Below are 24,404 nucleotides of genomic sequence, written 5' to 3'. Positions count from 1 at the left end.
TTACTGCGAAGAGCAACCATGGCCGATCAGAACCATGAACTGCGCAAAGCCGGGCTGAAAGTAACCCTGCCGCGCGTCAAGATCCTGCAGATTCTCGAAAATGCTTCGGGTCAACACCACCTTAGCGCAGAAGAAGTGTACAAAACACTGATTGATGCGGGCGAGGATGTTGGCTTGGCTACCGTGTACCGCGTGCTGACTCAGTTTGAATCAGCAGGCTTGGTGATCCGTCATAATTTTGATGGTGGCCACGCGGTGTTCGAGATGACTCAAGAAGACCACCACGACCATATGGTGTGTTTAGAAAGTGGTGAAATCATTGAGTTTGTCGATGAAATCATCGAGCGACGTCAGCAAGAGATCGCCGAAGAGCACGGCTATGAACTTGTGGACCATGCCCTGGTGCTTTACGTACGCCCCCGTGGGTCGGACGTAACCCGACAGGACAGCGGCCCCACAAATAAAAAATAGTCGCGCTAAATAAAACGCCCCTAGGGTGCGAGTGATGACTCATTCGCGCCCTAGGGGCGTTTTTTATAGTGTGTGGCGTTTGCTAGCGCGTTGTCGATTGAAAAAAGCGCTTAGTGCGGTGGCCGTTGGCTCGCGTGCAGCATTTCGCGGGCGTGGGCGAGTGTTTGGTCAGATAGCGTTACACCGCCCAACATGCGGGCGAGTTCGCTGATACGCCCCTGTTCGTCCAGCAGGGCCATATGGGTCAGCGTGCTATCTCGTTTGGCGCGTTTTTCAATATGCAGGTGCTGATGCGCCTGAGCGGCGACCTGAGGCAGGTGGGTGACAGTCATTACTTGACCGTTTTCGCCGAGCTTGCGCAGCAGTTGACCGACAATTTCGGCCGTCGCTCCCGAGATACCCACGTCCACTTCATCGAAGACCAAGCTGGGAATGGTGGAGTGGGAAGCGGCCACCACTTGAATGGCAAGGCTGATGCGCGATAATTCACCGCCCGAAGCCACTTTGGTTAGCGGCCTGGCGGGCTGGCCTGGGTTCGCGCTAATCAGGAATTGGACGTGGTCCAGGCCTTCCGGCGTAGGCGTTTCACGCGGGGTAACGTCCACGTCAAAGCGTGCTTTACCCATCGCCAAGAACCCTAGCTGCTGCTGCACTTCTTTGCCCAAGCGAACGGCGGCTTTTTGTCGCGCCTCGCTTAGTTGTTTGGCATCACTGCGATAGCGCTCGCGGTATTCAGACACTTGGTTGCTTAACGACTCCAGGTCGTCGTCGCTGGCTTCTAGCAGTTCGACTTCCTGGCTGAGCCGGGCATGCAGTGCGCAAATCTCTTCCGGGGCAACGTGGTGTTTACGGGCAATACGGTGGACATCGCCAAGCCGTTCTTCTACCCAGGCTAGGCGCTCTGGGTCTAGTTCAGTCGTACTGGCAAGACGATTTAGCTCGCTGGAAGCTTCCTCTACTTGAATGCGCGCATCGCTAAGCATAGCCAAGGTATTGGCCAGTGTGCCTTTGTCACTGCCGGGTAACGCGCTTAAATGGGCATAGGCTTGATTTAACAGCGACAGAGCGCCACCTTCATCGCTCGCGCAGCAGTCGGCGGCAAACTGGGTTTCACGCAGCGTCTCTTCCGCATGGGCGAGGGTATGCTGCTCCTCTTCTAGCGTTTGCAGCTCACCCTCTGCCAATCCCAGTTGATCTAATTCTTCTACTTGGTAGCGCAGCAGTTGCCGCTTTGCCTCAACTTCACTGCCTTCTTCGCTGAGTTTTTTTAATCGCCGCCGGGCGCTGCGCCACTCGCGGAAGGTTTCAGCCAACTGCTGGCTACGCTCACGTAGCCCGGCATAATCATCTAGCAGGGCGAGGTGGGTTTCTTCACGCATGAGTGCCTGATGAGCATGCTGTCCATGGATTTGAATCAGCTGCTCGCCCAGCGATTTTAGGTCAGCGATGGTGGCAGGGTGGCCATTGATCCACGCTTTGGAGCGACCGCTGGCGGTAACCACACGGCGCAGCAAGCACTCTTCAGCAGGCAGCTCGCGAGCAGTCAACCACTCTGTGGCAGCGGGTAGATGTTGAATATCAAAACGAGCGGAAAGGTCGGTGCGCTCACGTCCATGGCGCACGCTGCCAGCGTCGGCACGCTCACCCAAACATAGGCCAAGGGCCCCGAGTAAAATCGATTTGCCTGCCCCAGTTTCCCCGGTAATCGCCGTCATACCACGGGTTAGGTCGAGTTCAAGGCGGTCAACAATAGCGTAATCTTGGATTGCTAGCTGCGTGAGCATAAGGCCTCCTGAGGCGGTGCGGCACAGAAGCTGGATACTTATCCAATAATTGTTGTTTTATACAGTAGTCTATAACTCACTTCAATGCCCCTCTTGAGATGGCTTTTATGGCCCCCATATAGCGTCCATACGTGGTTAATACTCGTTACTTAACCGAGGTGGCCGTTAATGCCACCGCTGGATACTTTTCAGGAGCTAGGCATGGCAAAAGAACCGCAAACCCCATTAGAAGATGAGCTGGCCCGCCAAGAGCAAGAGGCGGAAGTCACCGAGCAAGCGGCTGAAGAGCGCCTGGTCGAGGGTGAGCTGGAAGGGTTAATCGAGGACGACGCTGCGTTAGAGGACGGCGTGGGAAACCCGGAAGCCGATATGCTAGCCGCTCAGGTGGAAGAGCTTGAGCAGAGCTTGGCGGAAGCTAAAGACCAAGCGCTACGTGCCGCTGCTGAAGCTCAAAACGTGCGTCGCCGAGCTGAGCAAGAGGCTGAAAAAGCGCGTAAGTTTGCTTTAGAAAAATTTGTTAAAGAGCTGTTGCCCGTTGTTGATAGTCTGGAAAAAGCCCTAGAGAGCATGGAAGACGGAGCCTCTGACGTACATCGTGAGGGCGTTTCCATGACCCTCAAAATGCAGTTAGGCGTATTGAATAAATTTGGCGTGGAAAGCGTTGAACCCCAGGGTGAACCCTTCGACCCCCAAGTTCACGAAGCGATGGCGATGGTGCCGAATCCCGAGCTTGAACCCAATACCGTCATGGATGTGATGCAGAAGGGTTATTTGCTTAACGGCCGCCTAGTTCGCCCCGCGATGGTGGTGGTTAGCCAAAAAGCCAATTAAGCATTGGCTGACGCAAAGCAAAAAAAGCCCCTTGAAATGCTGCAAGCGGCCCCCAAATAAAGGGCAACCCGCGGGAAAACCCGCAAACGCTTTAAATTTCAAAAAGCAGATTTTTTGACATCAGCTTTCAAACATCAGTTTTGTAACAACCGAATTCGAGGTTTTTGCTATGGGACGCATTATTGGTATCGATCTGGGCACCACCAACTCTTGTGTGGCAGTGCTCGATGGTGACAGCGCTAAAGTCATTGAAAATGCCGAAGGCGGCCGCACTACGCCTTCCATTATTGCTTACACCGACGATGGTGAGACGCTGGTAGGCCAGGCGGCAAAACGTCAGGCCGTCACCAACCCTGAGAACACCCTTTACGCGATCAAGCGCCTGATTGGCCGTCGCTTCAAAGATGATGTCGTACAAAAAGACATCAAAATGGTGCCTTATAAAATCGCCGAAGCCGACAACGGTGATGCCTGGGTTGAAGTAAAAGGCAAAAAAATGGCGCCGCCGCAGGTAAGTGCGGAAGTGCTGAAGAAAATGAAGAAAACTGCCGAAGACTACCTCGGTGAAGCGGTAACTGAAGCGGTCATCACTGTACCGGCGTACTTTAACGACAGCCAGCGCCAGGCCACGAAAGATGCGGGTCGCATCGCCGGTCTTGATGTTAAGCGCATCATTAACGAGCCGACCGCTGCTGCATTGGCCTACGGTATGGACAAATCCCGTGGTGATAAAACCATCGCGGTATATGACCTGGGTGGCGGTACTTTCGATATCTCTATTATCGAAGTGGCCGACGTTGACGGCGAAACTCAGTTTGAAGTGTTGGCCACCAACGGCGACACCTTCCTGGGCGGCGAAGACTTCGACTTGGCGCTGATCAACTACTTAGTTGACCAGTTCAAAGCGGACAGCGGTATGGATCTGTCTGGCGACAACCTCGCGATGCAGCGCCTGAAAGAAGCGGCTGAGAAGGCTAAAATTGAGCTTTCCAGTGCCCAGCAGACAGACGTTAACTTGCCGTACATCACCGCTGACAACACTGGCCCGAAACACCTTAACGTGAAGGTGACGCGTGCCAAGCTGGAGTCGTTGGTTGAAGATCTGGTACAGCGCTCGCTCGACCCGTGCAAAATGGCGCTGAAAGATGCTGGTTTGTCTGCATCTGAAATCGACGAAGTGATTCTGGTCGGTGGCCAGACGCGTATGCCGATGGTGCAGAAGAAAGCCGCTGATTTCTTCGGTAAAGAAGCGCGTAAAGACGTCAACCCAGATGAAGCGGTTGCTGTTGGTGCGGCGATTCAGGGCGGTGTTCTTGGCGGCGACGTGAAAGACGTTCTGCTGCTCGACGTTACCCCGCTGACCCTGGGTATTGAAACCCTGGGTGGCGTAATGACGCCGCTGATCGACAAAAACACCACCATCCCCACGAAGAAGACGCAAACCTTCTCCACGGCGGATGACAACCAAACGGCAGTGACGATTCACGTCGTTCAGGGTGAGCGTAAGCAGGTCTCGCAGAATAAGTCGCTGGGTCGTTTTGATCTTGCCGACATTCCGCCAGCACCGCGTGGTGTGCCGCAGATTGAAGTGGCCTTCGATCTGGATGCCAACGGCATTCTAAACGTATCGGCCAAAGATAAGGCGACCAATAAAGAGCAGTCTATCGTCATTAAAGCGTCCAGCGGTCTCACGGATGAAGAGATCGAGCAAATGGTACGCGATGCGGAAGCTCACGCGGACGAAGACAAAAAGTTCGAAGCGCTGGTGCAGCTGCGTAACCAAGCAGATGGCATGATTCACGCCACTCGCAAAACCGTGCAGGAAGCCGGCGATAAAGCGACCGATGACGAGAAACAAGCCATCGAGACCGCGATCAGCGAGCTGGAAGAAGCAGTGAAGACTGACGATCAGGACAACATCCAGCAGAAGCTGGACGCGCTGACCGAAGTGTCTGGCCAATTGGCGCAGAAAATGTACGCCGAGCAAGCGGAAGCTGCTCAGCAGGCGGACGGTGAAAGTGCTGAAAATGCCAGCACCAAGCCAGAGGATGACGTGGTTGACGCTGAGTACGAAGAAGTCAACGACGACAAAAAGAAACAGTAAATCACCTCTATCTGTTAAGGAATGCGGTGGCGCGGGAGACAACTCCCGCGTTGCTGTTTCCGAAGCAGACGCCTAATTAAGTGCGTAGCTAACCAGGAGGCGTAGGACCCATGTCCAAACGCGATTATTACGAAGTCCTGGGTGTCGAAAAAGGGGCTGATCAGAAAGAGATCAAAAAGGCCTACCGCCGCTTGGCGCAAAAATTCCACCCTGATCGAAACCCGGACGATAACACTGCAGCGGAAAAATTCCGTGAGGTGTCAGAAGCGTACGAAGTCTTAAGCGATGGCGAAAAGCGCGCGGCGTATGATCAATTTGGTCACGCCGGTGTTGATGGCCAGGGCGGCGGCTTTGGCGGTGGTGGGTTCGGTGGTGGTGGCGCTGGCGACTTCAGCGACATCTTCGGCGATGTGTTTGGCGATATCTTTGGTGGCGGTGGTGGCCGTCGTCGTGGCCCTAACGCCCCCGCGCGTGGCAGTGATCTGCGCTACAACTTAGAGCTGGATCTGGAAAACGCAGTTTCCGGCACAACCGTTGATATCCGCGTGCCACGTCATATCGAATGTGACCGCTGCGATGGTGAAGGTGCTGAACCTGGTTCTAGCAAAGAAACTTGCCCCACGTGCCATGGCCACGGCCAAGTGCGTATGCAGCAAGGTTTCTTCGCGGTTCAGCAAACCTGCCCGACCTGTCACGGCAGTGGCCAGCACATCAAAGTGCCGTGCCACAAATGTAACGGTGAAGGCCGCGTGCGGGAAACGCGCACGCTATCGGTGAAGATTCCGCCTGGTGTTGATACGGGTGATCGCATTCGTCTGAATGGCGAAGGTGAAAGTGGTATTAACGGTGGCCCGCCCGGTGACCTGTATGTTCAGGTGTCGATCAAGCCACACCACATCTTCCAGCGCGATGGCAAACACCTGCAGTGTGACGTGCCGATCAATTTTGTTGACGCTGCATTAGGTGGGGAGCTAGAAGTACCCACGCTGGATGGCCGTGTGAAGCTGAAGATTCCACCGGAAACTCAAACCGGTAAACTCTTCAGGCTGCGCGGTAAAGGCGTGAAGCCGGTACGCGGCGGCGCACCTGGCGACTTGCTTTGCAAAGTGGTGCTGGAGACGCCGGTCAATCTCAATGACGAGCAGAAAGACCTGCTTCGTCAGTTGCAAGAGAGCTTTGACGGCAGCAATAGCCACAGCCACTCGCCGAAGAAAACTGGCTTCTTCGACAGTGTGAAGAAGTTTTTTGAAGAGATGAAGCCGTAACGGCGATTCACTTCACAGCACATCAGCGCCCCGACACTTTCAAGTGTCGGGGCGTTTTTGTTGATTGCTTATCGCTAACTCATTGTGTTGCATAGTGTAAAATAGCGGGTCTGATGGGCTTATCGATTAATCGCTAACCGATACCCTTTTAAAGCGTGGATTATTTGCACATAACTTATTTGCACATAAGGACGAGGGCAAATGCTAGCGGATGAAGAGTCTCGCCCTGGGTTGGGCATTGGGCTGCGGGTGCTTTCCGGCGTGCTGTTTACCGGTATGTTGGTGTGTATTAAAGCAGTGAGTGACGAGGTGCCGGTAGGGCAGTCGGTGTTTTTCCGCTCGTTATTTGCGCTGTTGCCGATTGTTGTTTTTTTGATGCTTCGTCGCGAGTTTCCGCAGGGATTGGCGACGCGCCGTCCACTGGGGCATGCGTTGCGCTCGGGGCTTGGGGCAGCGGCAATGTTCGCATCGTTCGCGGCGGTGGCCTTGTTACCTGTCGCGGAAACTACGTTGTTAGCCCAGCTGACGCCCGTGTTTATGGCGTTGGGTGGTGTCTTGCTGCTGGGGGAGCGTTTCTCGCTTTATCGGGCGGGCGCTATTGCGTTGGCGTTAGCTGGGGTGGCGGTGCTGGTGCTGCCAGGGCTTGAGGCCAGTCGCGAGCAAGGGCAGCTGGCTGGCTATGCGCTAGGGGCGCTGAGCGCGCTGTTAACGGCTGGAGCGCTGCTAACCGTACGGCGCATTTCACGTACCGAAACAGCCGGTTCCATTGCTTTTTACTTTATTCTGGTCTCTGCGCTAGCGGGGTTGGCAACGCTGCCCTTGGGCTGGGCACCGCTAAACGGTGATGTGGTGTGGTTGTTAGTGCTTTCTGGCTTGTTTGGCGGCACGGCCCATATTGCGATGACGCTGGCGCTGCGTTACGCCGAAGCGTCACGCCTAGCGCCTTTTGAATACATTGCGTTGGTGTGGCCTGTGTTAGCAGATTGGCTGCTGTTTGGCCTGCCGGTTTCTAGCGGCTTTTTGCTGGCACTGCCGTTGCTACTTAGCGGGGTCGGGCTGGCCACACTGGAAGGCCGCCGGATTAAACGGCTTCTTCGACGATAAGCTGAGGACGGCCCTTTGAGCATGGCTCAATACGCGCCGTCACTTTGTAAACTTGGCGCAGTAACTCAGGTGAAATTACTTCCTCGGTTGGACCGCAAGCGATTAAACGGCCGTTCTCTAACACCATGGCTGCATCAGTGAAACGCAACGCATGCCCGAGATCGTGAAGGGCAACCAGAATGAGCATGTTGCGCTCATCGGCAAGACGCCGCAGTACGCTTAGCAGGTTGATTTGGCGGTTAAGGTCAAGCGCTGAGGTAGGCTCATCCAGCATTAAAATTTCAGGCTCTTGAACCAGCGCCTGGGCGGCACTCACCAATTGACGTTGCCCGCCGCTTAGATCACCAATATCACGTTCGCCAAGAGCGCTGATATTGAGTTCTTCAAGCGCTCGGTCGACCTGGCTAAGGTCTTCAGCCTGCACTTTTAGGCTGCGTCCTTGCATACGTGCCAGTAGCACTGACTCGTACACCGTTAGCACCGCCTTTGCCCCCGTATCTTGAGGCATATACGCCACTGGGCGTTCAGCACTGGTGCCACTGACAATCACCTCACCATCCCCTTTTAGCAGGCCTAAAATACGGCGAAACAGGGTTGATTTACCTGCTGCGTTAGGGCCAAGCAGGGCGACAACCTGGCCGCCCTGAAAGCGCGGCGTGGTTATGTCCTGAATAATAGGACGGCGCCCGTAGCGAGCAGAAACCTGGTTAAGTTGTAGGGTTACCATGATGCCTTCTTATGGTTGAGTACCAAAAATAGGAAGAAGGGAATGCCCACGAGTGATGTGATAATGCCAATGGGAATAATGGTGCCTGGAATAATGATTTTGGAAATCACTGAGCCAACCGAAAGAATAAGCGCGCCGCATAAAGCAGAGCCGGGCAGGAAGAAGCGCTGATCCTCACCCAGCAGAATGCGCGCAATGTGTGGCCCTACTAGACCGATAAAGCCAATGGTGCCGACAAAAGCGACGGCAATCGCTGCCAGTAGTGATACCAGCACTAAAACTTCTAAGCGCAGTGCGCGCGGGTTGACGCCCATGCTTTCGGCCTTGGCATCCCCCAGGCGCATAGCGGTTAGCGCCCAGCCGTGGCGTGCCAGTAACGGCATGACGGCTGCCAGTACACCGAGTGCAATCCAAAACTTTGGCCAGGTTGCCTTGGTTAGGCTGCCCATGGTCCAGAAGACAACGGCGGCGACAGCCTGTTGGCTGGCAAAAAACTGAATCAATGCCATTAATGAGTTAAAAATAAACACCATCGCAATGCCTAGCAGTACGATCGTTTCCACCGTAACGCCGCGCTTAAGGCTGAGTGCGTGAATTAAAAAAGCGGTCACCATTGCCATCAGGAACGCATTGATGGGGACAACATACTCAATGGCCGCAGGAATGATCGCAACGCCAAAAGCCAAGCCCAGGGCAGCGCCAAAGCTAGCGCCGGCCGAAATGCCTAACGTAAACGGGCTGGCTAGCGGGTTGCTTAGGATCGTTTGCATCTGAGCCCCGGCCACCGAGAGGCTGGCACCGACCACTAACGCCATCAGCGCCACGGGCATGCGAATTTCCCACAAAATGACACGTGCCTGCTGGCTAACAGACTCCGGGGTAAACAAAGCAGCAACGACTTCGCCAAGACTGTAGCGTGCAGGGCCGAGTGCAAGGTCAATACACAGGCTTAAGAACAGTGCTATGACCAGCGCCGCCAAGATCATTTGGCGACGAAATACCTGGGTGCGATAGAAGGCGCGCCCGTGGGACACGCTATTCATAGCAGTGCTGTCAGTCGTCATTTAAAGATATCCAATAACCGGGTGCATAATCGATAGGCAAAAAGCGATCGTGCAGCTCGCGCATTGTCGCTTCAGGGTCGAGATCGTCAAACAGTTCGGGGTGCAGCCATTTCGCCAATTGCTGAACAGCAACAAAATAGTAAGGACTGTTATAGAACTGATGCCAAATGGCGTGGAAATTGCCAGTGTCGACCGCTTCAATGCCGGTCATGGCGGTGCGCTCGGTGAGTGCTTCGAGTTTCGCGCGAGCGTGATCCATGTTTGCGCCTGGTCCTACTCCTACCCAAGCGCCACCGGGAACGTAAGCATCCCAATTGCCGCCCGTGACAACGACGTGCTCGGGGTTGGCGGCAATAATTTGTTCAGGATTCAAATTGCCGAAGCTGTTAGGAATAATGCCTTCGGCAATGTTGTTACCGCCAGCCAGGGTGACATACTCGCCAAAGTTAGCAGGGCCAAAGCTCATACAGCATTCATCTGAATACCCGCCTGCCCGGTCAATAAACACGTTCGGGTGCTCTGGGTTGGCGTCCTCAATAACATCAGTAACCCGCGCCATCTGCTCTTCAGCAAAGGCGATAAATTCCTCGGCAGCGGCTTCATCTCCCATCAGCTGGCCAATAATCCGCATCGAGGGAATCGTATGTGCGATGGGATCCTCACGGAAATCCACATAGACAATAGGGATATCCAGCTCGGCTAACTTATCGTCATAGGCGGCGTCTTCAGTGGCTGCTTTCGCCTCAATATTCATCAGAACGACGTCAGGGTTAAGCGCCGCAGCCTGCTCAACATCAAAGGTGCCATCTTTGAAGCCACCAAAGGTGGGGATTGCCTCAATGTCGGGGAAACGTTCCAGATAGCGGGCGTAATTGTCGGGATCCGCCTGAGAAAAGTCTTCCCGCCAGCCAACCACATGGGTAAAAGGCGTTTCTGGTTCCAGCAGGCCAAGCAGATAAATTTGCCTTCCTTCGCCCAAGATAACCCGCTCGGCAGGCGCGTCTAAGGAGACTTGACGGCCTGCAACATCGGTGACGGTGATGCTATCAGCATTGGCAGCGGTGAACGTTAAGGCGGTTAGTGCGCTAAGTAGCGTCCTGAAAGCGTGGGAAGACATAACTATATTGATCACCAGTTGGTAAGTGAAACTAACCGAGGGTCGCCAGCGCGACTATTGAGAGGTAACGCCAAGAGGAAATTGATTATGCGTGTAATTCGTATTCACTGAGCTGGGCATTATTACGAAAACAGGCTTGTTTGTCGAGGTACGCTGCTAAGGAGGCGTCGTTGGAACGTGTTGTTGCAAGGCTTTATCATTCGCCGCTTGGCGCTTTTCGCTGTGGGCATTACGCTAGTAGGAGTTCACTCGCTATTTTTGGAGAAAACACCATGCCTTTATCCCGTGCCGAAATCGTAACGCCTTCTGGTGAGCGCTTGATAAACCGCTTATGCAAGCACTGGGCGCATAAGCTTGAGATTGAGCAGAATGAGCAGGAAGCCAAAATCACATTTGCCAATGGCACCTGCCTGATGCATGTCGAAGCGGATCGCTTGATTGTGTCCCTCGAAACCTTGGAAGAGGAGCATCTGGATCAGTTGGAAGGGGTGGTGGAAAGTCATCTCATACGCATGGCAAAAGACGAGCCGCTGGAAATTGTTTGGGAGAACTAACCCGTTCGAGGCAGCGTGCGCGCTGCCCTAAGCAAGCACCGCATCATTGGCAGGGGTCTGTTATAATTTCGGCCACTTTTTTATCCTTGTTTTTCTTATACTAAGCTTGGTGCCGAACGGCGCATGCGCAGGAGTTCTCATGACCCGAATTGCCATTGTAGGCGTCGCTGGCCGTATGGGCCGCACGTTAGTAAATGCGGTAGAGCAGCAGGCAGATGCCTCACTTGCAGGCGGTATCGTTGAGCCAGGTAGTTCCTTGGCGGGTGCGGACATTGGTGAGCTGGCAGGTGTTGGCAAACGCGGTGTAGTGGCCGTCGATTCTCTCGCTGCGATTGTGGACGACTTCGATGTTCTAATCGATTTCACTGCGCCGCAAGTCACCTTGGCAAATTTGGCATTCTGCGCCGAGCACGACAAACGCATTGTGATTGGCACTACCGGCATGAGCGATGACGAACTGGCCGAGCTGGATAGCTACCGCGATAAAGTGGCCATGGTGTTCGCGCCGAATATGAGTGTCGGCGTTAACCTGACCCTCAAGCTGCTTGAGACCGCTGCAAAAGCGCTCGGTGACGAAGGCTACGATATTGAAGTCATTGAAGCGCACCATCGTCATAAAGTGGATGCGCCTTCTGGCACGGCGATTAAGATGGGAGAAGTGGTCGCAGAGAGTATCGGCCGCACGTTAAAAGAGCACGGGGTCTATGAGCGGGTAGGCCAGTGTGGTCCGCGCACCGACAAAGAGATTGGTTTTGCCACCGTGCGCGCTGGCGACATTGTTGGCGAGCACACGGTGATGTTTGCCACTGAAGGCGAGCGTATCGAAATTACTCATAAAGCCTCCAGCCGTATGACCTTTGCAAAAGGTGCGGTTCGCGCTGCTCGCTGGGTCGCTGATAAAGCGCATGGCCGTTACGATATGCAGGATGTATTAGGTTTAGAGTAGTGTTTTAGTACAACAGGGCGCGTCTCGGTATGCACTCTGTTGGCTGCTGAACATGACTGTTTGGATGGCCTCCGAACCCGCTAGCAGGGTGAGGGGGCTTCGCTGCTTTTTGGCCCCCTCCTGATTGATTCTCTGCTTAATTTTGACGTCGGTGCTGTAGGCGTCCTCCAGCCCAGGTTTCGAAGATAGCGCGGTCGTCGCCTAGCATCATTAGAGTGAATAACTCCTCTGCCAGACTTTCGCATCGTGCCATACGTCGTGCCATCAGCGGTGAGGCTGACAGGTCGATGACTACAAAATCAGCATCCATGCCTGGTGCAAAACGGCCGATACGGTCATCTAGCGATAGGGATACGGCATTGCCTCTGGTCAGGGCATGGAAACCTGACCAGGCCGTCAGTGGCTGGCCGAGCAGTTGCCCTACCTGATAGCCCGCCTTGAGAGTTGCTAATCCGGAAAGATCGGTGCCAGCGCCAATATCGCTGGCCAGGGTTAGATTTAACCCGCTTTCATGGGCGGCGTGGCGGTCGAACAAGCCGCTACCAAGGAAGAGGTTAGAGCTGGGACAAAAAGCGATATTGGCACTGCGTTCAGCCAGTCGCTTGCGCATGCCATTGTCCAGATGAATGCCATGGGCAAAGGTGCTGCGTGGCCCAACCAGGCCGGACTGCTCGTAAACCTCAAGGTAGTCACGGCTTTCTGGAAACAGCTCGGCTACCCAGTCCAGTTCGCCGAGGTTTTCTGATAAGTGAGTTTGCAGCCATAGGCTTTCATCGTTGCGTAGCAGGCCACCGGCGGCATCAAGCTGGGTGCGCGTGGAAGTGGGGGCAAAGCGCGGCGTAACACTGTAGCCAAGGCGGTCGGTGCCATGCCAGTCGCTGATCAAGCGCTCGGTATCACGAATGCCGCCGAGGGTCTTGTCGGTAAGTGCTTCGGGGGCGTGGCGATCCATCAGTACCTTGCCAGCGAGCATACATAGGCCGCGGCGTTGGGCGGCGCTGAAGAAGGCATCTACCGAATTGGGATGGCTTGAACAGAACACTTGGGCGGTGGTGGTCCCGACTCGCATCAACTCTTTGAGAAAAGCGTCGGCCATGTTGTCGGCATGTGCGCGCTGGGCGAAGCGGCACTCTTCAGGAAAGGTATAGTCATTCAGCCAGTCCAGCAGTTGGCGGCCATAAGAGGCCATGATATCGAGCTGAACGTAGTGAACATGGCTGTCAATAAAGCCTGGCATGACCAGCTTGTCACGCTGGTCGATGACGCTGATATCGGCGGGCAGCTGAGGGGCCAGGGTACGATAGTCGCCGACGCCCTGAATGCGGCCGTCGGCCCACCATAGGGCGCCGTCTTGGTGGTAGACAACGCTACCCTCTCGGGGCGTGTCACCATCGCCGGGGTCGGCATCGAAACTCAAGACCCGTGCACGTATTAACCAGGCTTGCCCCTGCTCTTGTTTCAGGCATTGTCCTTGCTCTTCATTCATGATGTTGCTCCTGAAGATAGTTAGAGGGGGAAGGCTTAACGGCCATTGCTGTGCCGTTTGTCAGCGGCAGGGTCAAGTTTGGCGCGTGCGGCTTCAGCGGCAGCCATGACTCGCTTCGGTGTGGCTGGCGTGTCCAGAGGTATCGCCTGGGTGTAACCGTTTAGGCTGGCCAAGCCGTCACGCAGGGCCGCCCATACCGACATACCAAGCATAAAAGGGGGTTCACCCACTGCCTTGGAACGATAGATGCTGGCCATGGAGTTGGGGTGGCCTTCCATTAAGGAGGTGTTGAAAGTGGCGGGTAGATCGCCGTAAGTGGGGATCTTATAGGTCGCGGGGCCATTCGAAATCAGTTGGCCTTTGCCATTCCATTTCAGCTCTTCACTGGTTAACCAGCCCATCCCCTGAATGAAACCACCTTCGACTTGGCCGATATCGATAGCCGGATTCAGGGAGTCACCCACGTCGTGGAGGATGTCGACACGATCTACCAAGTATTCGCCGCTCAAGGTATCGATTGAAACTTCGGCCACCGCCGCACCAAAGGCATAGTAGTAGAAGGGGCGGCCATTGCCGCTAGCGCGGTCATAATGGATCAGTGGTGTGGCGTAGAAGCCTTTTTCCGATAGCGAGATGCGCGATAGATAGGCGGCCTGAACCAGCTCTCCCCAAGCGATGCGGTGTTCACTTTCGCCAAAGCCGGCTATTAGATAACCATCTTTGATGTGGATGGTTTCTCGATCGAGATGGTAGTGCTCGGCAGCAAAGTCATAAAGCCGTGTTTTTAGTTTGAGCGCGGCATCGCGAGCTGCCTGGCCATTGAGGTCGGCGCCGCTGGAGGCGGCAGTGGGAGAGGTGTTGGGAACCTTATCGGTACGCGTGGCGGTGATGCGCACGCTATCAAGATCCAGGCCCAGCTCACGCGCCACCACTTGGCAAATCTTGGTGTGCAGCCCCTGGCCCATCTCGGTGCCGCCGTGGTTGATCATTACACTGCCGTCGGTATAGACGTGCAGTAGCGCGCCCGCTTGGTTGAGGTGCTGGGCGGTGAAGGAAATGCCGAATTTTACTGGGGTTAACGCTAAGCCTTTGCGAATGACGGGGCTCTTGGCGTTGAACTCCCGGATTTCTCGGCGCCGCTGCCAGTAGTCGCTAGAGGTTTCGAGTTGCTCAACCAGCTCGTGCAGGAGAACGGTCTGATCCACCGTCTGGCCGTAATGCGTCGTGTTGCGCCCGTCGCGATAAAAGTTGCGCTTGCGTATCGTCAGCGGATCTTCGCCCAGACGACGAGCGATATCTTCCATTGCCGCTTCGATAACCATCATACCTTGGGGGCCGCCAAAGCCGCGGAAGGCGGTGTTAGAGGCTGTATGGGTGCGCGCTCGATATCCTGTAACGCGGACGTCACCCAGCGAATAGGCGTTATCCGAGTGAAACATAGCGCGATCAACAATGGCGTCGGAAAGGTCGGGTGAATAGCCACAGTCGCCGATTACATTGATATCGCCACCCAGAATCACGCCATGGGCATCGATGCCAAGGCGGTAGTCGTTATGAAAAGGGTGGCGCTTTCCGGTTACACGCATGTCATCGACTCGCGGTAAGCGGAAGCGGCAGCTGCGCCCGGTTCGCCGGGCGATTAAGGCGGCCAGGCAAGCCCAAGGCGAAGCCTGTGTTTCCTTGCCTCCGAATCCGCCCCCCATGCGGCGTGTCTCGACGGTAACGGCATGGAAGGGAATACCGAGTACCTCGGCAACCAGTTTCTGAGTCTCGCTGGGATGCTGGTTGGAGGTGTGAATCATGACGCCTTCGTCTTCGCTGGGATGGGCGACGCAGGCCTGCCCTTCCAAGTAGAAGTGCTCCTGGCCGCCGACAAACTGTTTGCCAGCAACGACAATGGCGGCGTCGGCAAAGGCTTTTTCCCAATCTCCACTAATCTGTTGATGGGTGGGGCGAACCAGGTCACCCGCGTTGGCGGCGGCAACAGGGTCGAGGCTCGCAGGACGCTCTTCAATCTCGATGATTGCCTTTTCGACTGCTTGACGAGCCGCACGGTGGCTGTCGGCCGCCACGGCGAATAGCACCTGGCCCGCGTAGAGCACTTCGCCGTCGGCCATGATGGGATCCCCTGGGAAAACGGGGCCAATATCGGTATGGCCTGGCACGTCTGCCACGCTAATAACATCGACCACACCAGGAGCAGACCTTACCGCTTCCAGGTCCATGCGGGTAATGCGCCCGTGGGCGACAGATGACAGGCCTGCGGCTAGGTGGAGAGCATTGGCCGGAAGGGCTAGGTCATCAATATAAGCCGCGCGCCCAGTGACATGCTTGATGGCACTCTCGTGATTAGCCGAGGCGCCAGAAAAAGAACGCCCGCTATGTTGTGCTGGCTGAAATGCTTTCTGCTCAGGCTGTGGTGCTGGCAGATCAGTGAGCGTACGCATGGAGCATCACCTCCTGAGTGTGTGTTTGGGCGTGGGTAGACGATTCGATAACCAGGCGCAGGCGTTCAAGTAGCGCGCTCGCTGAGCGCGTGCGGTAGTCGGCACTGCCACGAACATCGCTCATCGGTGAAAAGTCATTCGCGAGTGCTTGGCGTGCAGCCTCAAAGACGCTTGGTGAGGGGGGATTTCCTTCGAGAGCCGCTTCGGCCCCACTGGCTCGGGCAGGTATGCCGGCCATGCCACCGAAGGCCAGGCGGACATCGCGTAGACACCCATCCTCCAGATGCCAGGCAAAGGCACTCAGCACGGCAGAAATATCATCTTCGCGCCGCTTCGAGAGTTTCCATACTTTCAACTGATGGCCTGCTTGCGGGGCCGGGATGAAAACCGCGCTTAACACTTCATTTTCAGCTAAGTCGGTTTTTTTGTAGTCGATGAAGAAGTTGCTGGCGGCAATCTCGCGGGAGCCGTTAGGGCCTGCTAGGCGAAGCTGCGCATCAAGAGCCAGCAGCACCGGCGGGGTATCGCCGATGGGGGATGCATTAGCGACGTTGCCACCCAAGGTGCCGCGGTTGCGCACCTGAGCCGAGCCTAGGCGGTGTAGAAGATGGGCAAAGGTTGGATATTCACTCTCGAGTAGGGGCTCCAGGCGTGCATAGGTGACGGCTGCTCCGATCCACCAGCCGGGGCGCCCGCTCGCATCCTGACCTTGTTCAATTTGCTGAAGCTCACTTACGCGGGTGGTGTCGATAAGCCGTGGTAAGTCCTTCAGTTGTTGGGTGACTTCAAGCCAAAGGTCAGTGGCACCCGCAACCAAGCGTGCTTCTGGATGGGCTGCGCGTAGGCGCACTAGGTCATTCAACTGGCGAGGCTGATGGAAACGGCTGCTGGTTTCGTCCAGGTTGGCCACGTGCTGATTATCTTGCGCATCATTCAGTGTTGCATCTAACCATTCAGGGCGATGGCCATCGATACTGTTCATTGCTAATGCCGCATCACGAATGGGGCGATAGCCAGTGCAGCGACACAGGTTGCCGCCAAGTGCGGCTTCAAGGCGCTCAGGGCTAAAGGGAGTGGCGAGCGGGTTAGTGTGCTGTTCTTCGTGCAGTGTGAACAATGACATCACAATGCCCGGCGTGCAGAAGCCACATTGGCTACCATGGCATTCGACCATGGCTGCCTGGGCGGGATGCAGGTATTGCTGGTCGTCAGCGAGACCCTCGACGGTGACTAAGTGGCGTCCTTGGAGCTGATGAGCGGGCATGATGCAGGCGTTGGCGCTGTGGTAGCGTAGTTCGCCATTAGCATCGGGTGCCCCGATGGCTACCGTGCAAGCGCCGCAATCACCAGACGCGCAACCTTCCTTGGTGCCGGTCAGGTGTAGTTGTTCTCTTAGCAGTTCCAGAACGCTAAGGTGGACATCCGCTGTAACGCGATGCGGTTGCCCATTGAGGTGAAATGTAATCATAGTTCTACCCGTTATGTTGTTATTGGTTGCTTAATTACTGTCCGATCGGTCAGGTGGTGCGTGAGAAACGGGGTATTTCTTGATGACTCAGCATGAGAAGAGTCGTCTATTGTGCTGTCAGCAGCATCACCACCGCTAACAGGGCGGAGACCCACATAGCAGGCTTAATCTCGTCCAGCTTGCCGGTGGCCAGCCGGATGAGCACAAAGCTGATAAAACCAAAGGCGATACCCAGGGTGATGGAGTACGTCAGCGGCATTAAAATGATGGCCAGAAATGCGGGGAATGCTTCATCGAGACGGTTCCAGCCAATTTTTCCAATCGGTGCCATCATGAACAGCCCCACCAAGACAAGAGCTGGGGCTGTCGCGATGCTGGGAACTAGGGATAGCAACGGTGAGAGAAACAAGAAGGGCAGAAATAACACGCCAATAACGACGGCCGTGAGTCCTGTGCGGCCGCCCTGGGCAACGCCAGCACCGGATTCGATAAAGGTTTGTGCCGCGCTGGTGCCGAGAGGGGCCGCGATCATCGATGCGAAAGCATCCACTGTCATGGAACGCTTAAGGTTGCGTGGATTACCGTTGGCATCCTTGAGATCAGCTGACTCGGATAGCGCCATAAAGCAAGACAGTGAGTCGAAGAAGTTAGTAAACAGCATCACGAAAATGAACGGCAGGTAAGCCACCTTGAGGGCGCCCAGAATATCGACCTTCATTACCGCCGAGAAATCCGGCCATGCGGCTAGGCCTTGCCAAGCCACCAATACGTCGTCACTCCACAGCCGCCCCATAGGGATTGCCAACAGAGTGGTTAGGGCGATGCCTAAGATCAGAGCGCCATTGAAACCGCGAATGACCAGTATCGCGGTAGCCATTAGGCCAATAAAGAAGGTTATTAGGCTTGCGTTTAAATCACCCAGGCTAATCAGGGTCGCTGGGTTGGCTACGATGAACCCGGCATTCTTGAGCCCAATAAAGGTGATGAATAGGCCTATCCCACAGGTGATGGCATAGCGCAATGAGGCTGGAATGGCCTCGATGATGGCTTCGCGAACGTTAAACAGCGCCAAAATAGCGAACAGTACTCCTGACCAGAATACGCAGCCTAGAGCAACTTCCCACGATAACCCTGCGCCAAGCACCAGGGTGTAGGTGAAAAGCGCATTCATGCCCATTCCAGGAGCAACTAAAATTGGGTTGCGGGCATACAAACCCATGGCCAAGCTACTAAAAAAGCTGATGACCACGGTGGCGGAGAGTGCTGCAGAAAAGGGAATACCCGCATCGGATAAGATGGCTGGGTTGACCACGATGATATACATCCCGGCTAGAAACGTCGCGATGCCTGCAAGCACTTCGGTCTTCACCGAGGAGCCGCGGCGGCTGACATTGAAGTAATTATCCAGGGTGCTTGTTGGCTGGACGGGTGGGGAGCCGGAATACGGCGTAGGGCTTTGTGGCATGACGATATTCTCTTTGTATTTGTTGGGTGAGCTATCGAAAAAAACGCGTTTGACCATTTGGTCAACTCAGACAAGCGTAGACAAAAAAACATCAAGAAGGCAACCAAATATATTAATTGCGTACACAAAAAATTTTGGGGCGACTTCTATCCTCCTCATTTATCAATGACCTGAAGGTCGTGGCATATTGATTGCAGGGGTAAAATGGAGCATATAAAGTTGCTGGTAGTTTTAGGGCTAGCCTAAGGTCGATAAATCCTGTAACATTCCAAAAATTTTGGCCCAGTGGCTGCAAAAAGCAGCAAAATATCTGCAGCGAACGAATCGCTGTAGGGTAAGCACCGCGCTTGTTGCACTGGCCTTAGGTTAGAGAAAACAGTCAGCTAAATGCTGCGCCATGGCCATTCGCCACGGAAGAGAACAACAAGCGGGATGAAACCGATTTTTTTACTATCGGCTTCGTCCCGCTTTTTTACGACCCGACGTTTGCACGCAAACGCCGACAAACCGGATCGCCGAGCCTGCGCCCACAGGCTCCCACCAGCATGGGAGAACTTGTCTTGAATAACCCCGCATTGAGCAAACCCGCGATATTGGCCCTGGAAGATGGCAGTGTGTTTCATGGCATTGCCATTGGCGCGGATGGCGTCACAAGCGGTGAGGTGGTGTTCAATACAGCCATGACCGGCTACCAGGAAATCCTCACTGACCCTTCTTACACCCGCCAAATCGTCACGCTGACCTATCCTCATATCGGCAATACCGGCATTAATTCGGAAGATGTGGAATCTGCATCGATTGCCGCAGCGGGCCTGGTGATTCGTGATTTACCCCTGCTGGCCAGCAGTTTCCGTTCAGAGCAAAGCCTCTCTGACTATCTAAAAAGCCAAAATGTGCTGGGCATTGCGGATATCGATACTCGCCGTTTAACGCGCATTCTGCGTGATAAAGGTGCGCAAAACGGTGCGATTCTGGCGGGTGCAGAAGCAGAGGGCGATGATGCGGTAGAGCGGGCGCTGGCGGCAGCGAAGGCATTTCCCGGGTTGAAGGGCATGGATCTGGCCAAGGAAGTCTCGTGCAAAGAGGCTTACGAATGGACCCAAGGCGAGTGGACGCTGGGCGAGGGCTATGCTGATGCTTCCCAAGGTGAGCGTCCTTACCACGTGGTGGCGTATGACTTTGGTGTGAAATTTAACATCCTACGTATGCTGGCCGAGCGCGGCTGCCGGTTGACGGTTGTACCGGCACAAACGCCTGCGGCTGACGTGTTGGCGATGAATCCGGATGGTATCTTTTTGGCTAACGGCCCCGGTGACCCCGAACCTTGTGATTACGCCATCAAGGCGATTCAGGACGTATTGGAAACCAATACGCCGGTATTTGGCATTTGCCTTGGTCACCAGTTGCTGGCGCTGGCCTCGGGTGCGAAAACCATCAAGATGGGCCACGGCCACCACGGTGCTAACCATCCGGTGCAGGATTTAGACACCGGCACGGTAATGATTACCAGCCAAAACCACGGCTTTGCTGCCGATGAAGCGACCCTTCCAGCCAACGTGCGTGCCACGCACCGTTCGCTGTTCGATGGCACGCTGCAAGGAATCGAGCGCACTGATCGCCCGGCGTTTAGCTTCCAAGGTCACCCGGAAGCTAGCCCTGGCCCGCGTGATGTGGCGCCGCTGTTTGATCGCTTTATTACCATGATGCAGGCGCGTCGCTAACGCTGCCCTTGATCGCCGCCATGTAACGCCGTTTTTTTGTCGCTCATCGTCACCTATTTTGCGGGAACCGTTATGCCTAAGCGTACCGATATCAACAGCATTCTTATCATTGGCGCTGGCCCGATTGTCATCGGCCAGGCCTGCGAATTTGACTACTCTGGCGCCCAGGCGTGTAAAGCGCTGCGTGAAGAGGGGTTCCGGGTTATTTTGGTTAACTCCAACCCGGCCACCATCATGACCGACCCGGCCATGGCCGATGCCACCTACATCGAGCCGATTACCTGGCAAGCGGTTGAAAAAATTATTGAGGCCGAGCGCCCGGACGCGATTCTACCCACGATGGGTGGTCAGACAGCGCTCAACTGTGCGCTTGACCTGGAAAAGCATGGCGTACTGGAAAAGTACAGCGTCGAGATGATCGGCGCCAACGCCGATGCCATCAATATGGCTGAAGATCGCGATCTGTTCGATCAAGCCATGAAGCGCATTGGTTTGGAGTGCCCGAAAGCCAAGGTGGCGCACACCATGGATGAGGCCTGGGAAATTCAGGCTGAATTAGGCTTCCCGACCATTATTCGTCCTTCTTACACCATGGGCGGCTCCGGCGGCGGCGTGGCGTATAACAAAGAAGAGTTCGAAGAGATTTGTACCCGCGGTTTCGAGCTTTCCAATAACCACGAGCTGCTGATCGACGAATCGCTGCTGGGGTGGAAAGAGTACGAGATGGAAGTGGTGCGGGATAAGAATGACAACTGCATCATTGTCTGTGCGATTGAAAACTTCGATCCTATGGGCGTTCACACCGGTGACTCGATTACCGTCGCGCCAGCGCAAACGCTGACCGACAAAGAGTACCAGATCATGCGTGACGCCAGCCTCGCGGTGCTGCGCGAGATTGGTGTGGAAACCGGCGGCTCCAACGTACAGTTTGGTATGGACCCGAAAACCGGCCGCCTGGTGGTTATCGAGATGAACCCGCGGGTATCGCGCTCGTCGGCGCTGGCATCTAAGGCTACTGGTTTCCCGATTGCCAAAATCGCCGCGAAACTGGCGGTGGGTTACACCTTGGATGAGCTGCAAAACGATATTACCGGTGGCCGCACGCCCGCGTCGTTTGAGCCATCAATCGACTATGTCGTCACTAAGATTCCGCGCTTTACCTTCGAGAAATTTCCTCAGGCAAACGACCGCCTGACCACCCAGATGAAGTCGGTGGGCGAGGTGATGGCGATTGGCCGTACGTTCCAAGAGTCGCTGCAGAAAGCGCTGCGCGGTCTGGAAGCCGGTAACGACGGTCTTGATCCGATCATCACCGATTTCACGCCAGATAACATGGCGATCATTCAGGGCGAGCTGCAGGCCGCTGGTGCCGAGCGTATTTTCTACGTGGCTGACGCCATGCGCTCTGGAATGAGTGTCGATGAGGTATTTGCGCTCACCAATATCGACCCTTGGTTCCTGGTGCAGTTGGAAGACCTGGTGTTGACTGAAAATGCCGTCGCCAAGCGCGCCCTGGCCGATTTCTCTGCTCGCGAGCTGTACCAGCTTAAGCGCAAAGGCTTTGGTGACGCGCGTTTGGCCAGGCTGCTGGGCGTGTCTGAAAAAGAGTTCCGAAAAACGCGCCAAGCAGCGGGCATTCGTCCGGTTTATAAGCGCGTTGACACCTGTGCGGCGGAATTTGCCTCAGACACCGCTTACATGTACTCCACCTATGAAGAGGAGTGCGAAGCGGACGTCTCTGATCGTCAGAAAATTATGGTATTGGGTGGTGGCCCGAACCGTATCGGTCAAGGTATCGAGTTCGATTACTGCTGTGTTCATGCCGCCTTTGCCATGCGCGATGATGGCTATGAAACCATCATGGTCAACTGCAACCCGGAAACCGTTTCTACCGACTACGACACCTCTGATCGTCTCTACTTTGAGCCGGTGACGCTGGAAGATGTGTTGGAAATTGCCGACAAAGAGAAGCCTGTTGGCGTGATTGTGCAGTTCGGTGGTCAAACGCCGCTGAAGCTTGCCCGTGAGCTAGAGGCGGCAGGCGTGCCGATTATTGGTACCACGCCGGATGCCATTGACCGCGCTGAAGATCGCGAGCGCTTCCAGGTGATGATCGATAAGCTAGGCTTGAAGCAGCCGCCCAACGCCACTGCCCGCAGCTTTGAAGAGGCGTTTTCCAAGGCGGAGGCCATCGGCTACCCGCTGGTGGTGCGTCCTAGCTATGTGCTGGGTGGTCGTGCGATGGAGATCGTTTATGACGCCTCCGAGCTTGAAAACTACATGACCAATGCGGTGAAGGTGTCTAACGACTCTCCCGTTTTGCTTGACCACTTCTTGAGTGCCGCGATCGAAATTGATATCGACGCTGTGTCGGACGGCCAGCAGGTGGTGATCGGCGGCATTATGCAGCATGTTGAGCAAGCCGGCGTTCACTCTGGTGATTCCGCCTGTGCGTTGCCGCCTTACTCGCTGCCTGCCGATGTGCAGGATGAAATGCGCGAGCAGGTCAAGAAAATGGCCGTTGAGCTGGGCGTTAAAGGTCTGATGAACGTGCAGCTAGCGTGGCAGGATGGCGAAATTTATGTCATCGAGGTTAATCCTCGTGCGTCGCGTACCGTACCGTTTGTGTCTAAGTGCATCGGCACTTCTTTGGCGCAGATCGCTGCGCGCTGCATGGCGGGTAAAACTCTGGCCGAGCAGGGCTTTGAGCGCGAAATTATCCCGCACTTCTATAGCGTGAAAGAGGCGGTCTTCCCGTTCAACAAGTTCCAGGGTGTTGACCCGATTCTGTCGCCCGAGATGAAATCGACGGGTGAAGTGATGGGCTCTGGCGAGACCTTTGCAGAAGCGTTCTTTAAAGCGCAGTTGGGCGCTGGCGAAGCCATTCCAGCATTGGATGGCGAGCGTAAAGCGTTCCTTTCAGTACGCGAGCCCGACAAGCAAGGGATTATCGAAGTGGCGCGTTCTCTGCTAACATTGGGCTTCACACTATGTGCAACGCGCGGTACAGCGGCAGCACTTGAAGCTGCTGGACTGGAAGTGGAGCACGTCAATAAAGTCTACGAAGGCCGTCCCCATATTGTCGATCTGTTGAAGAACGACGAAATCGCCTACATCGTGAACACGACTGAAGGTCGTCAGGCTATTAACGACTCTTCAATTATTCGCCGTACTGCTCTCGCGCGCAAGGTGCCCTATGCGACCACCTTGGCGGGCGCTAATGCTGTTTGCATGGCGCTTGAGTACGGTAGGGAGATTACGGTGCGGCGCCTTCAGGATCTGCATGCAGGAGCAAGTCAATGAACAAGGTCCCGATGACGGTAGCGGGAGAAAAAAGTCTTCGCGAAGAGCTTAATCACTTGAAGGGCGAAGCCCGCCCTCAAGTTATTGCTGCTATTGCTGAAGCGCGTGAACATGGCGATCTCAAGGAGAACGCCGAGTACCACGCCGCTCGCGAGCAGCAAGGATTTATTGAAGGCCGTATCCAGGAAATTGAAAGCAAGCTTTCAGGTGCGCAGGTCATCGACGTTACTAAGCTGCCCAAAACCGGCAAGGTGATCTTTGGGGTTACCGTGTCGTTGCTGAATCTGGATAGCGACGCCAGCGTTACCTACCGCATTGTTGGTGAAGACGAAGCCAATATTAAAGAGGGGCGCATTTCTGTGACCTCACCTATCGCCCGAGCAATGATTGGCAAAGAAGAAGGCGATGTGGTGGTGGTAAAAACACCTGGTGGCGATGTTGAGTACGAAATTGAGAGTGTTGAACATCTCTGATTTACCGCGGTGACGCGGGGCAGGCGTCTTGATGGCGCCTGCAGTCCAGGCACACTAAAAGGCCCGTAACGGTG

At 55.2% G+C, this 24,404-nt stretch carries 18 protein-coding genes; 10 read left to right on the top strand and 8 right to left on the bottom strand.

Going from position 1 to position 24,404, the window contains the following annotated elements; genetic code table 11:
- Positions 1–18 precede the first annotated feature (18 nt).
- Positions 19–471 carry a ferric iron uptake transcriptional regulator gene (gene fur, locus CEK60_RS16430; RefSeq protein WP_009723762.1) on the top strand — a complete coding sequence of 151 codons (453 nt, stop codon included), beginning with the start codon at positions 19–21 and terminating at the stop codon, positions 469–471.
- Between the two features lie 110 nt (positions 472–581).
- Here fur and recN read toward each other — a convergent pair whose 3' ends face one another.
- Positions 582–2,255 carry a DNA repair protein RecN gene (recN, locus tag CEK60_RS16425; protein WP_089039929.1) on the bottom strand — a complete coding sequence of 558 codons (1,674 nt, stop codon included), beginning with the start codon at positions 2,253–2,255 and terminating at the stop codon, positions 582–584.
- Positions 2,256–2,456: 201 nt separating this feature from the next.
- Here recN and grpE point away from each other — a divergent pair, with 201 nt between their 5' ends.
- The 4 genes from grpE to CEK60_RS16405 all read left to right on the top strand — a co-directional run bounded on the left by grpE (position 2,457) and on the right by CEK60_RS16405 (position 7,559).
- The gene (gene grpE, locus CEK60_RS16420; protein ID WP_089040956.1) at positions 2,457–3,086 is read left to right on the top strand and encodes a nucleotide exchange factor GrpE; all 630 of its coding nucleotides are present in this window, start codon (positions 2,457–2,459) and stop codon (positions 3,084–3,086) included.
- Positions 3,087–3,255: 169 nt separating this feature from the next.
- Positions 3,256–5,190: a molecular chaperone DnaK gene (dnaK, locus tag CEK60_RS16415; RefSeq protein ID WP_038480671.1), complete on the top strand. Its 1,935-nt coding sequence runs from the start codon at positions 3,256–3,258 to the stop codon at positions 5,188–5,190.
- A 110-nt stretch (positions 5,191–5,300) separates the two neighbouring features.
- Positions 5,301–6,455, top strand: coding sequence for a molecular chaperone DnaJ (gene dnaJ / locus CEK60_RS16410; RefSeq protein ID WP_009723758.1), 1,155 nt, complete (start codon positions 5,301–5,303; stop codon positions 6,453–6,455).
- Positions 6,456–6,656: 201 nt separating this feature from the next.
- Positions 6,657–7,559 carry a DMT family transporter gene (locus tag CEK60_RS16405; RefSeq protein WP_089039928.1) on the top strand — a complete coding sequence of 301 codons (903 nt, stop codon included), beginning with the start codon at positions 6,657–6,659 and terminating at the stop codon, positions 7,557–7,559.
- On the opposite strand, the gene CEK60_RS16400 is transcribed toward CEK60_RS16405, so the two are convergent.
- Genes CEK60_RS16400 through CEK60_RS16390 form a run of 3 tightly spaced genes read right to left on the bottom strand, consistent with a single transcriptional unit; the run spans position 7,537 to position 10,467 of the window.
- Positions 7,537–8,286 (bottom strand): ABC transporter ATP-binding protein, encoded by a 750-nt coding sequence (locus CEK60_RS16400; protein WP_089039927.1) that lies wholly within the window; start codon positions 8,284–8,286, stop codon positions 7,537–7,539. The genes CEK60_RS16405 and CEK60_RS16400 overlap by 23 nt on opposite strands.
- On the bottom strand, positions 8,280–9,350 hold the full coding sequence (locus tag CEK60_RS16395) for a FecCD family ABC transporter permease (protein ID WP_198361380.1): 1,071 nt from the start codon (positions 9,348–9,350) through the stop codon (positions 8,280–8,282). Before CEK60_RS16395 ends, CEK60_RS16400 begins: the two co-directional genes overlap by 7 nt.
- On the bottom strand, positions 9,340–10,467 hold the full coding sequence (locus CEK60_RS16390; protein WP_089039926.1) for an ABC transporter substrate-binding protein: 1,128 nt from the start codon (positions 10,465–10,467) through the stop codon (positions 9,340–9,342). Before CEK60_RS16390 ends, CEK60_RS16395 begins: the two co-directional genes overlap by 11 nt.
- Before the next feature lie 272 nt (positions 10,468–10,739).
- Between CEK60_RS16390 and CEK60_RS16385 the strand changes: the two genes are divergently transcribed.
- Together CEK60_RS16385 and dapB are read left to right on the top strand one after the other, a co-directional pair.
- The gene (locus CEK60_RS16385) at positions 10,740–11,021 is read left to right on the top strand and encodes a DUF2218 domain-containing protein (protein ID WP_089039925.1); all 282 of its coding nucleotides are present in this window, start codon (positions 10,740–10,742) and stop codon (positions 11,019–11,021) included.
- A 139-nt stretch (positions 11,022–11,160) separates the two neighbouring features.
- The gene (gene dapB, locus CEK60_RS16380; protein ID WP_089039924.1) at positions 11,161–11,967 is read left to right on the top strand and encodes a 4-hydroxy-tetrahydrodipicolinate reductase; all 807 of its coding nucleotides are present in this window, start codon (positions 11,161–11,163) and stop codon (positions 11,965–11,967) included.
- A 136-nt stretch (positions 11,968–12,103) separates the two neighbouring features.
- Here the strand turns inward: dapB and guaD are convergent, their stop codons facing one another.
- From guaD to CEK60_RS16360, 4 genes are all read right to left on the bottom strand, one after another.
- Positions 12,104–13,453: a guanine deaminase gene (gene guaD, locus CEK60_RS16375; protein ID WP_051626410.1), complete on the bottom strand. Its 1,350-nt coding sequence runs from the start codon at positions 13,451–13,453 to the stop codon at positions 12,104–12,106.
- 35 nt (positions 13,454–13,488) lie between these two features.
- Positions 13,489–15,900 carry a xanthine dehydrogenase molybdopterin binding subunit gene (gene xdhB / locus CEK60_RS16370; protein ID WP_089039923.1) on the bottom strand — a complete coding sequence of 804 codons (2,412 nt, stop codon included), beginning with the start codon at positions 15,898–15,900 and terminating at the stop codon, positions 13,489–13,491.
- Positions 15,884–17,368: a xanthine dehydrogenase small subunit gene (xdhA, locus tag CEK60_RS16365; RefSeq protein ID WP_089039922.1), complete on the bottom strand. Its 1,485-nt coding sequence runs from the start codon at positions 17,366–17,368 to the stop codon at positions 15,884–15,886. The genes xdhB and xdhA overlap by 17 nt, the downstream gene beginning before the upstream one ends.
- Positions 17,369–17,474: 106 nt before the next feature.
- Positions 17,475–18,833: an NCS2 family permease gene (locus tag CEK60_RS16360; RefSeq protein WP_089040954.1), complete on the bottom strand. Its 1,359-nt coding sequence runs from the start codon at positions 18,831–18,833 to the stop codon at positions 17,475–17,477.
- A 575-nt stretch (positions 18,834–19,408) separates the two neighbouring features.
- Here CEK60_RS16360 and carA point away from each other — a divergent pair.
- From carA to greA, 3 genes are all read left to right on the top strand, one after another.
- Positions 19,409–20,554, top strand: a complete 1,146-nt coding sequence (gene carA, locus CEK60_RS16355; protein ID WP_198361524.1) for a glutamine-hydrolyzing carbamoyl-phosphate synthase small subunit — start codon at positions 19,409–19,411, stop codon at positions 20,552–20,554.
- Between the two features lie 72 nt (positions 20,555–20,626).
- On the top strand, positions 20,627–23,857 hold the full coding sequence (gene carB / locus CEK60_RS16350; RefSeq protein WP_089039921.1) for a carbamoyl-phosphate synthase large subunit: 3,231 nt from the start codon (positions 20,627–20,629) through the stop codon (positions 23,855–23,857).
- Positions 23,854–24,330 (top strand): transcription elongation factor GreA, encoded by a 477-nt coding sequence (gene greA / locus CEK60_RS16345; RefSeq protein WP_009723748.1) that lies wholly within the window; start codon positions 23,854–23,856, stop codon positions 24,328–24,330. Before carB ends, greA begins: the two co-directional genes overlap by 4 nt.
- Positions 24,331–24,404: the final 74 nt, after the last annotated feature.

The organism is Halomonas sp. N3-2A, assembly GCF_002216165.1.
Lineage (GTDB): Bacteria > Pseudomonadota > Gammaproteobacteria > Pseudomonadales > Halomonadaceae > Vreelandella.
Note: the sequence above shows the minus strand (reverse complement) of the source record. Positions and strands in the feature narration are given on the sequence as shown.

Bases quoted from the DNA above. Each gene is read 5' to 3' on its own strand.
- CEK60_RS16400 (WP_089039927.1), bottom strand. From the start codon at position 8,286: ATGGTAACCCTACAACTTAACCAGGTTTCTGCTCGCTACGGGCGCCGT.
- greA (WP_009723748.1), top strand. From the start codon at position 23,854: ATGAACAAGGTCCCGATGACGGTAGCGGGAGAAAAAAGTCTTCGCGAA.
- CEK60_RS16385 (WP_089039925.1), top strand. From the start codon at position 10,740: ATGCCTTTATCCCGTGCCGAAATCGTAACGCCTTCTGGTGAGCGCTTG.
- dnaK (WP_038480671.1), top strand. From the start codon at position 3,256: ATGGGACGCATTATTGGTATCGATCTGGGCACCACCAACTCTTGTGTG.
- fur (WP_009723762.1), top strand. From the start codon at position 19: ATGGCCGATCAGAACCATGAACTGCGCAAAGCCGGGCTGAAAGTAACC.
- guaD (WP_051626410.1), bottom strand. From the start codon at position 13,453: ATGAATGAAGAGCAAGGACAATGCCTGAAACAAGAGCAGGGGCAAGCC.
- xdhB (WP_089039923.1), bottom strand. From the start codon at position 15,900: ATGCGTACGCTCACTGATCTGCCAGCACCACAGCCTGAGCAGAAAGCA.
- grpE (WP_089040956.1), top strand. From the start codon at position 2,457: ATGGCAAAAGAACCGCAAACCCCATTAGAAGATGAGCTGGCCCGCCAA.
- dapB (WP_089039924.1), top strand. From the start codon at position 11,161: ATGACCCGAATTGCCATTGTAGGCGTCGCTGGCCGTATGGGCCGCACG.
- CEK60_RS16390 (WP_089039926.1), bottom strand. From the start codon at position 10,467: ATGTCTTCCCACGCTTTCAGGACGCTACTTAGCGCACTAACCGCCTTA.
- CEK60_RS16360 (WP_089040954.1), bottom strand. From the start codon at position 18,833: ATGCCACAAAGCCCTACGCCGTATTCCGGCTCCCCACCCGTCCAGCCA.
- CEK60_RS16395 (WP_198361380.1), bottom strand. From the start codon at position 9,350: ATGACGACTGACAGCACTGCTATGAATAGCGTGTCCCACGGGCGCGCC.
- xdhA (WP_089039922.1), bottom strand. From the start codon at position 17,368: ATGATTACATTTCACCTCAATGGGCAACCGCATCGCGTTACAGCGGAT.
- dnaJ (WP_009723758.1), top strand. From the start codon at position 5,301: ATGTCCAAACGCGATTATTACGAAGTCCTGGGTGTCGAAAAAGGGGCT.
- recN (WP_089039929.1), bottom strand. From the start codon at position 2,255: ATGCTCACGCAGCTAGCAATCCAAGATTACGCTATTGTTGACCGCCTT.
- CEK60_RS16405 (WP_089039928.1), top strand. From the start codon at position 6,657: ATGCTAGCGGATGAAGAGTCTCGCCCTGGGTTGGGCATTGGGCTGCGG.
- carB (WP_089039921.1), top strand. From the start codon at position 20,627: ATGCCTAAGCGTACCGATATCAACAGCATTCTTATCATTGGCGCTGGC.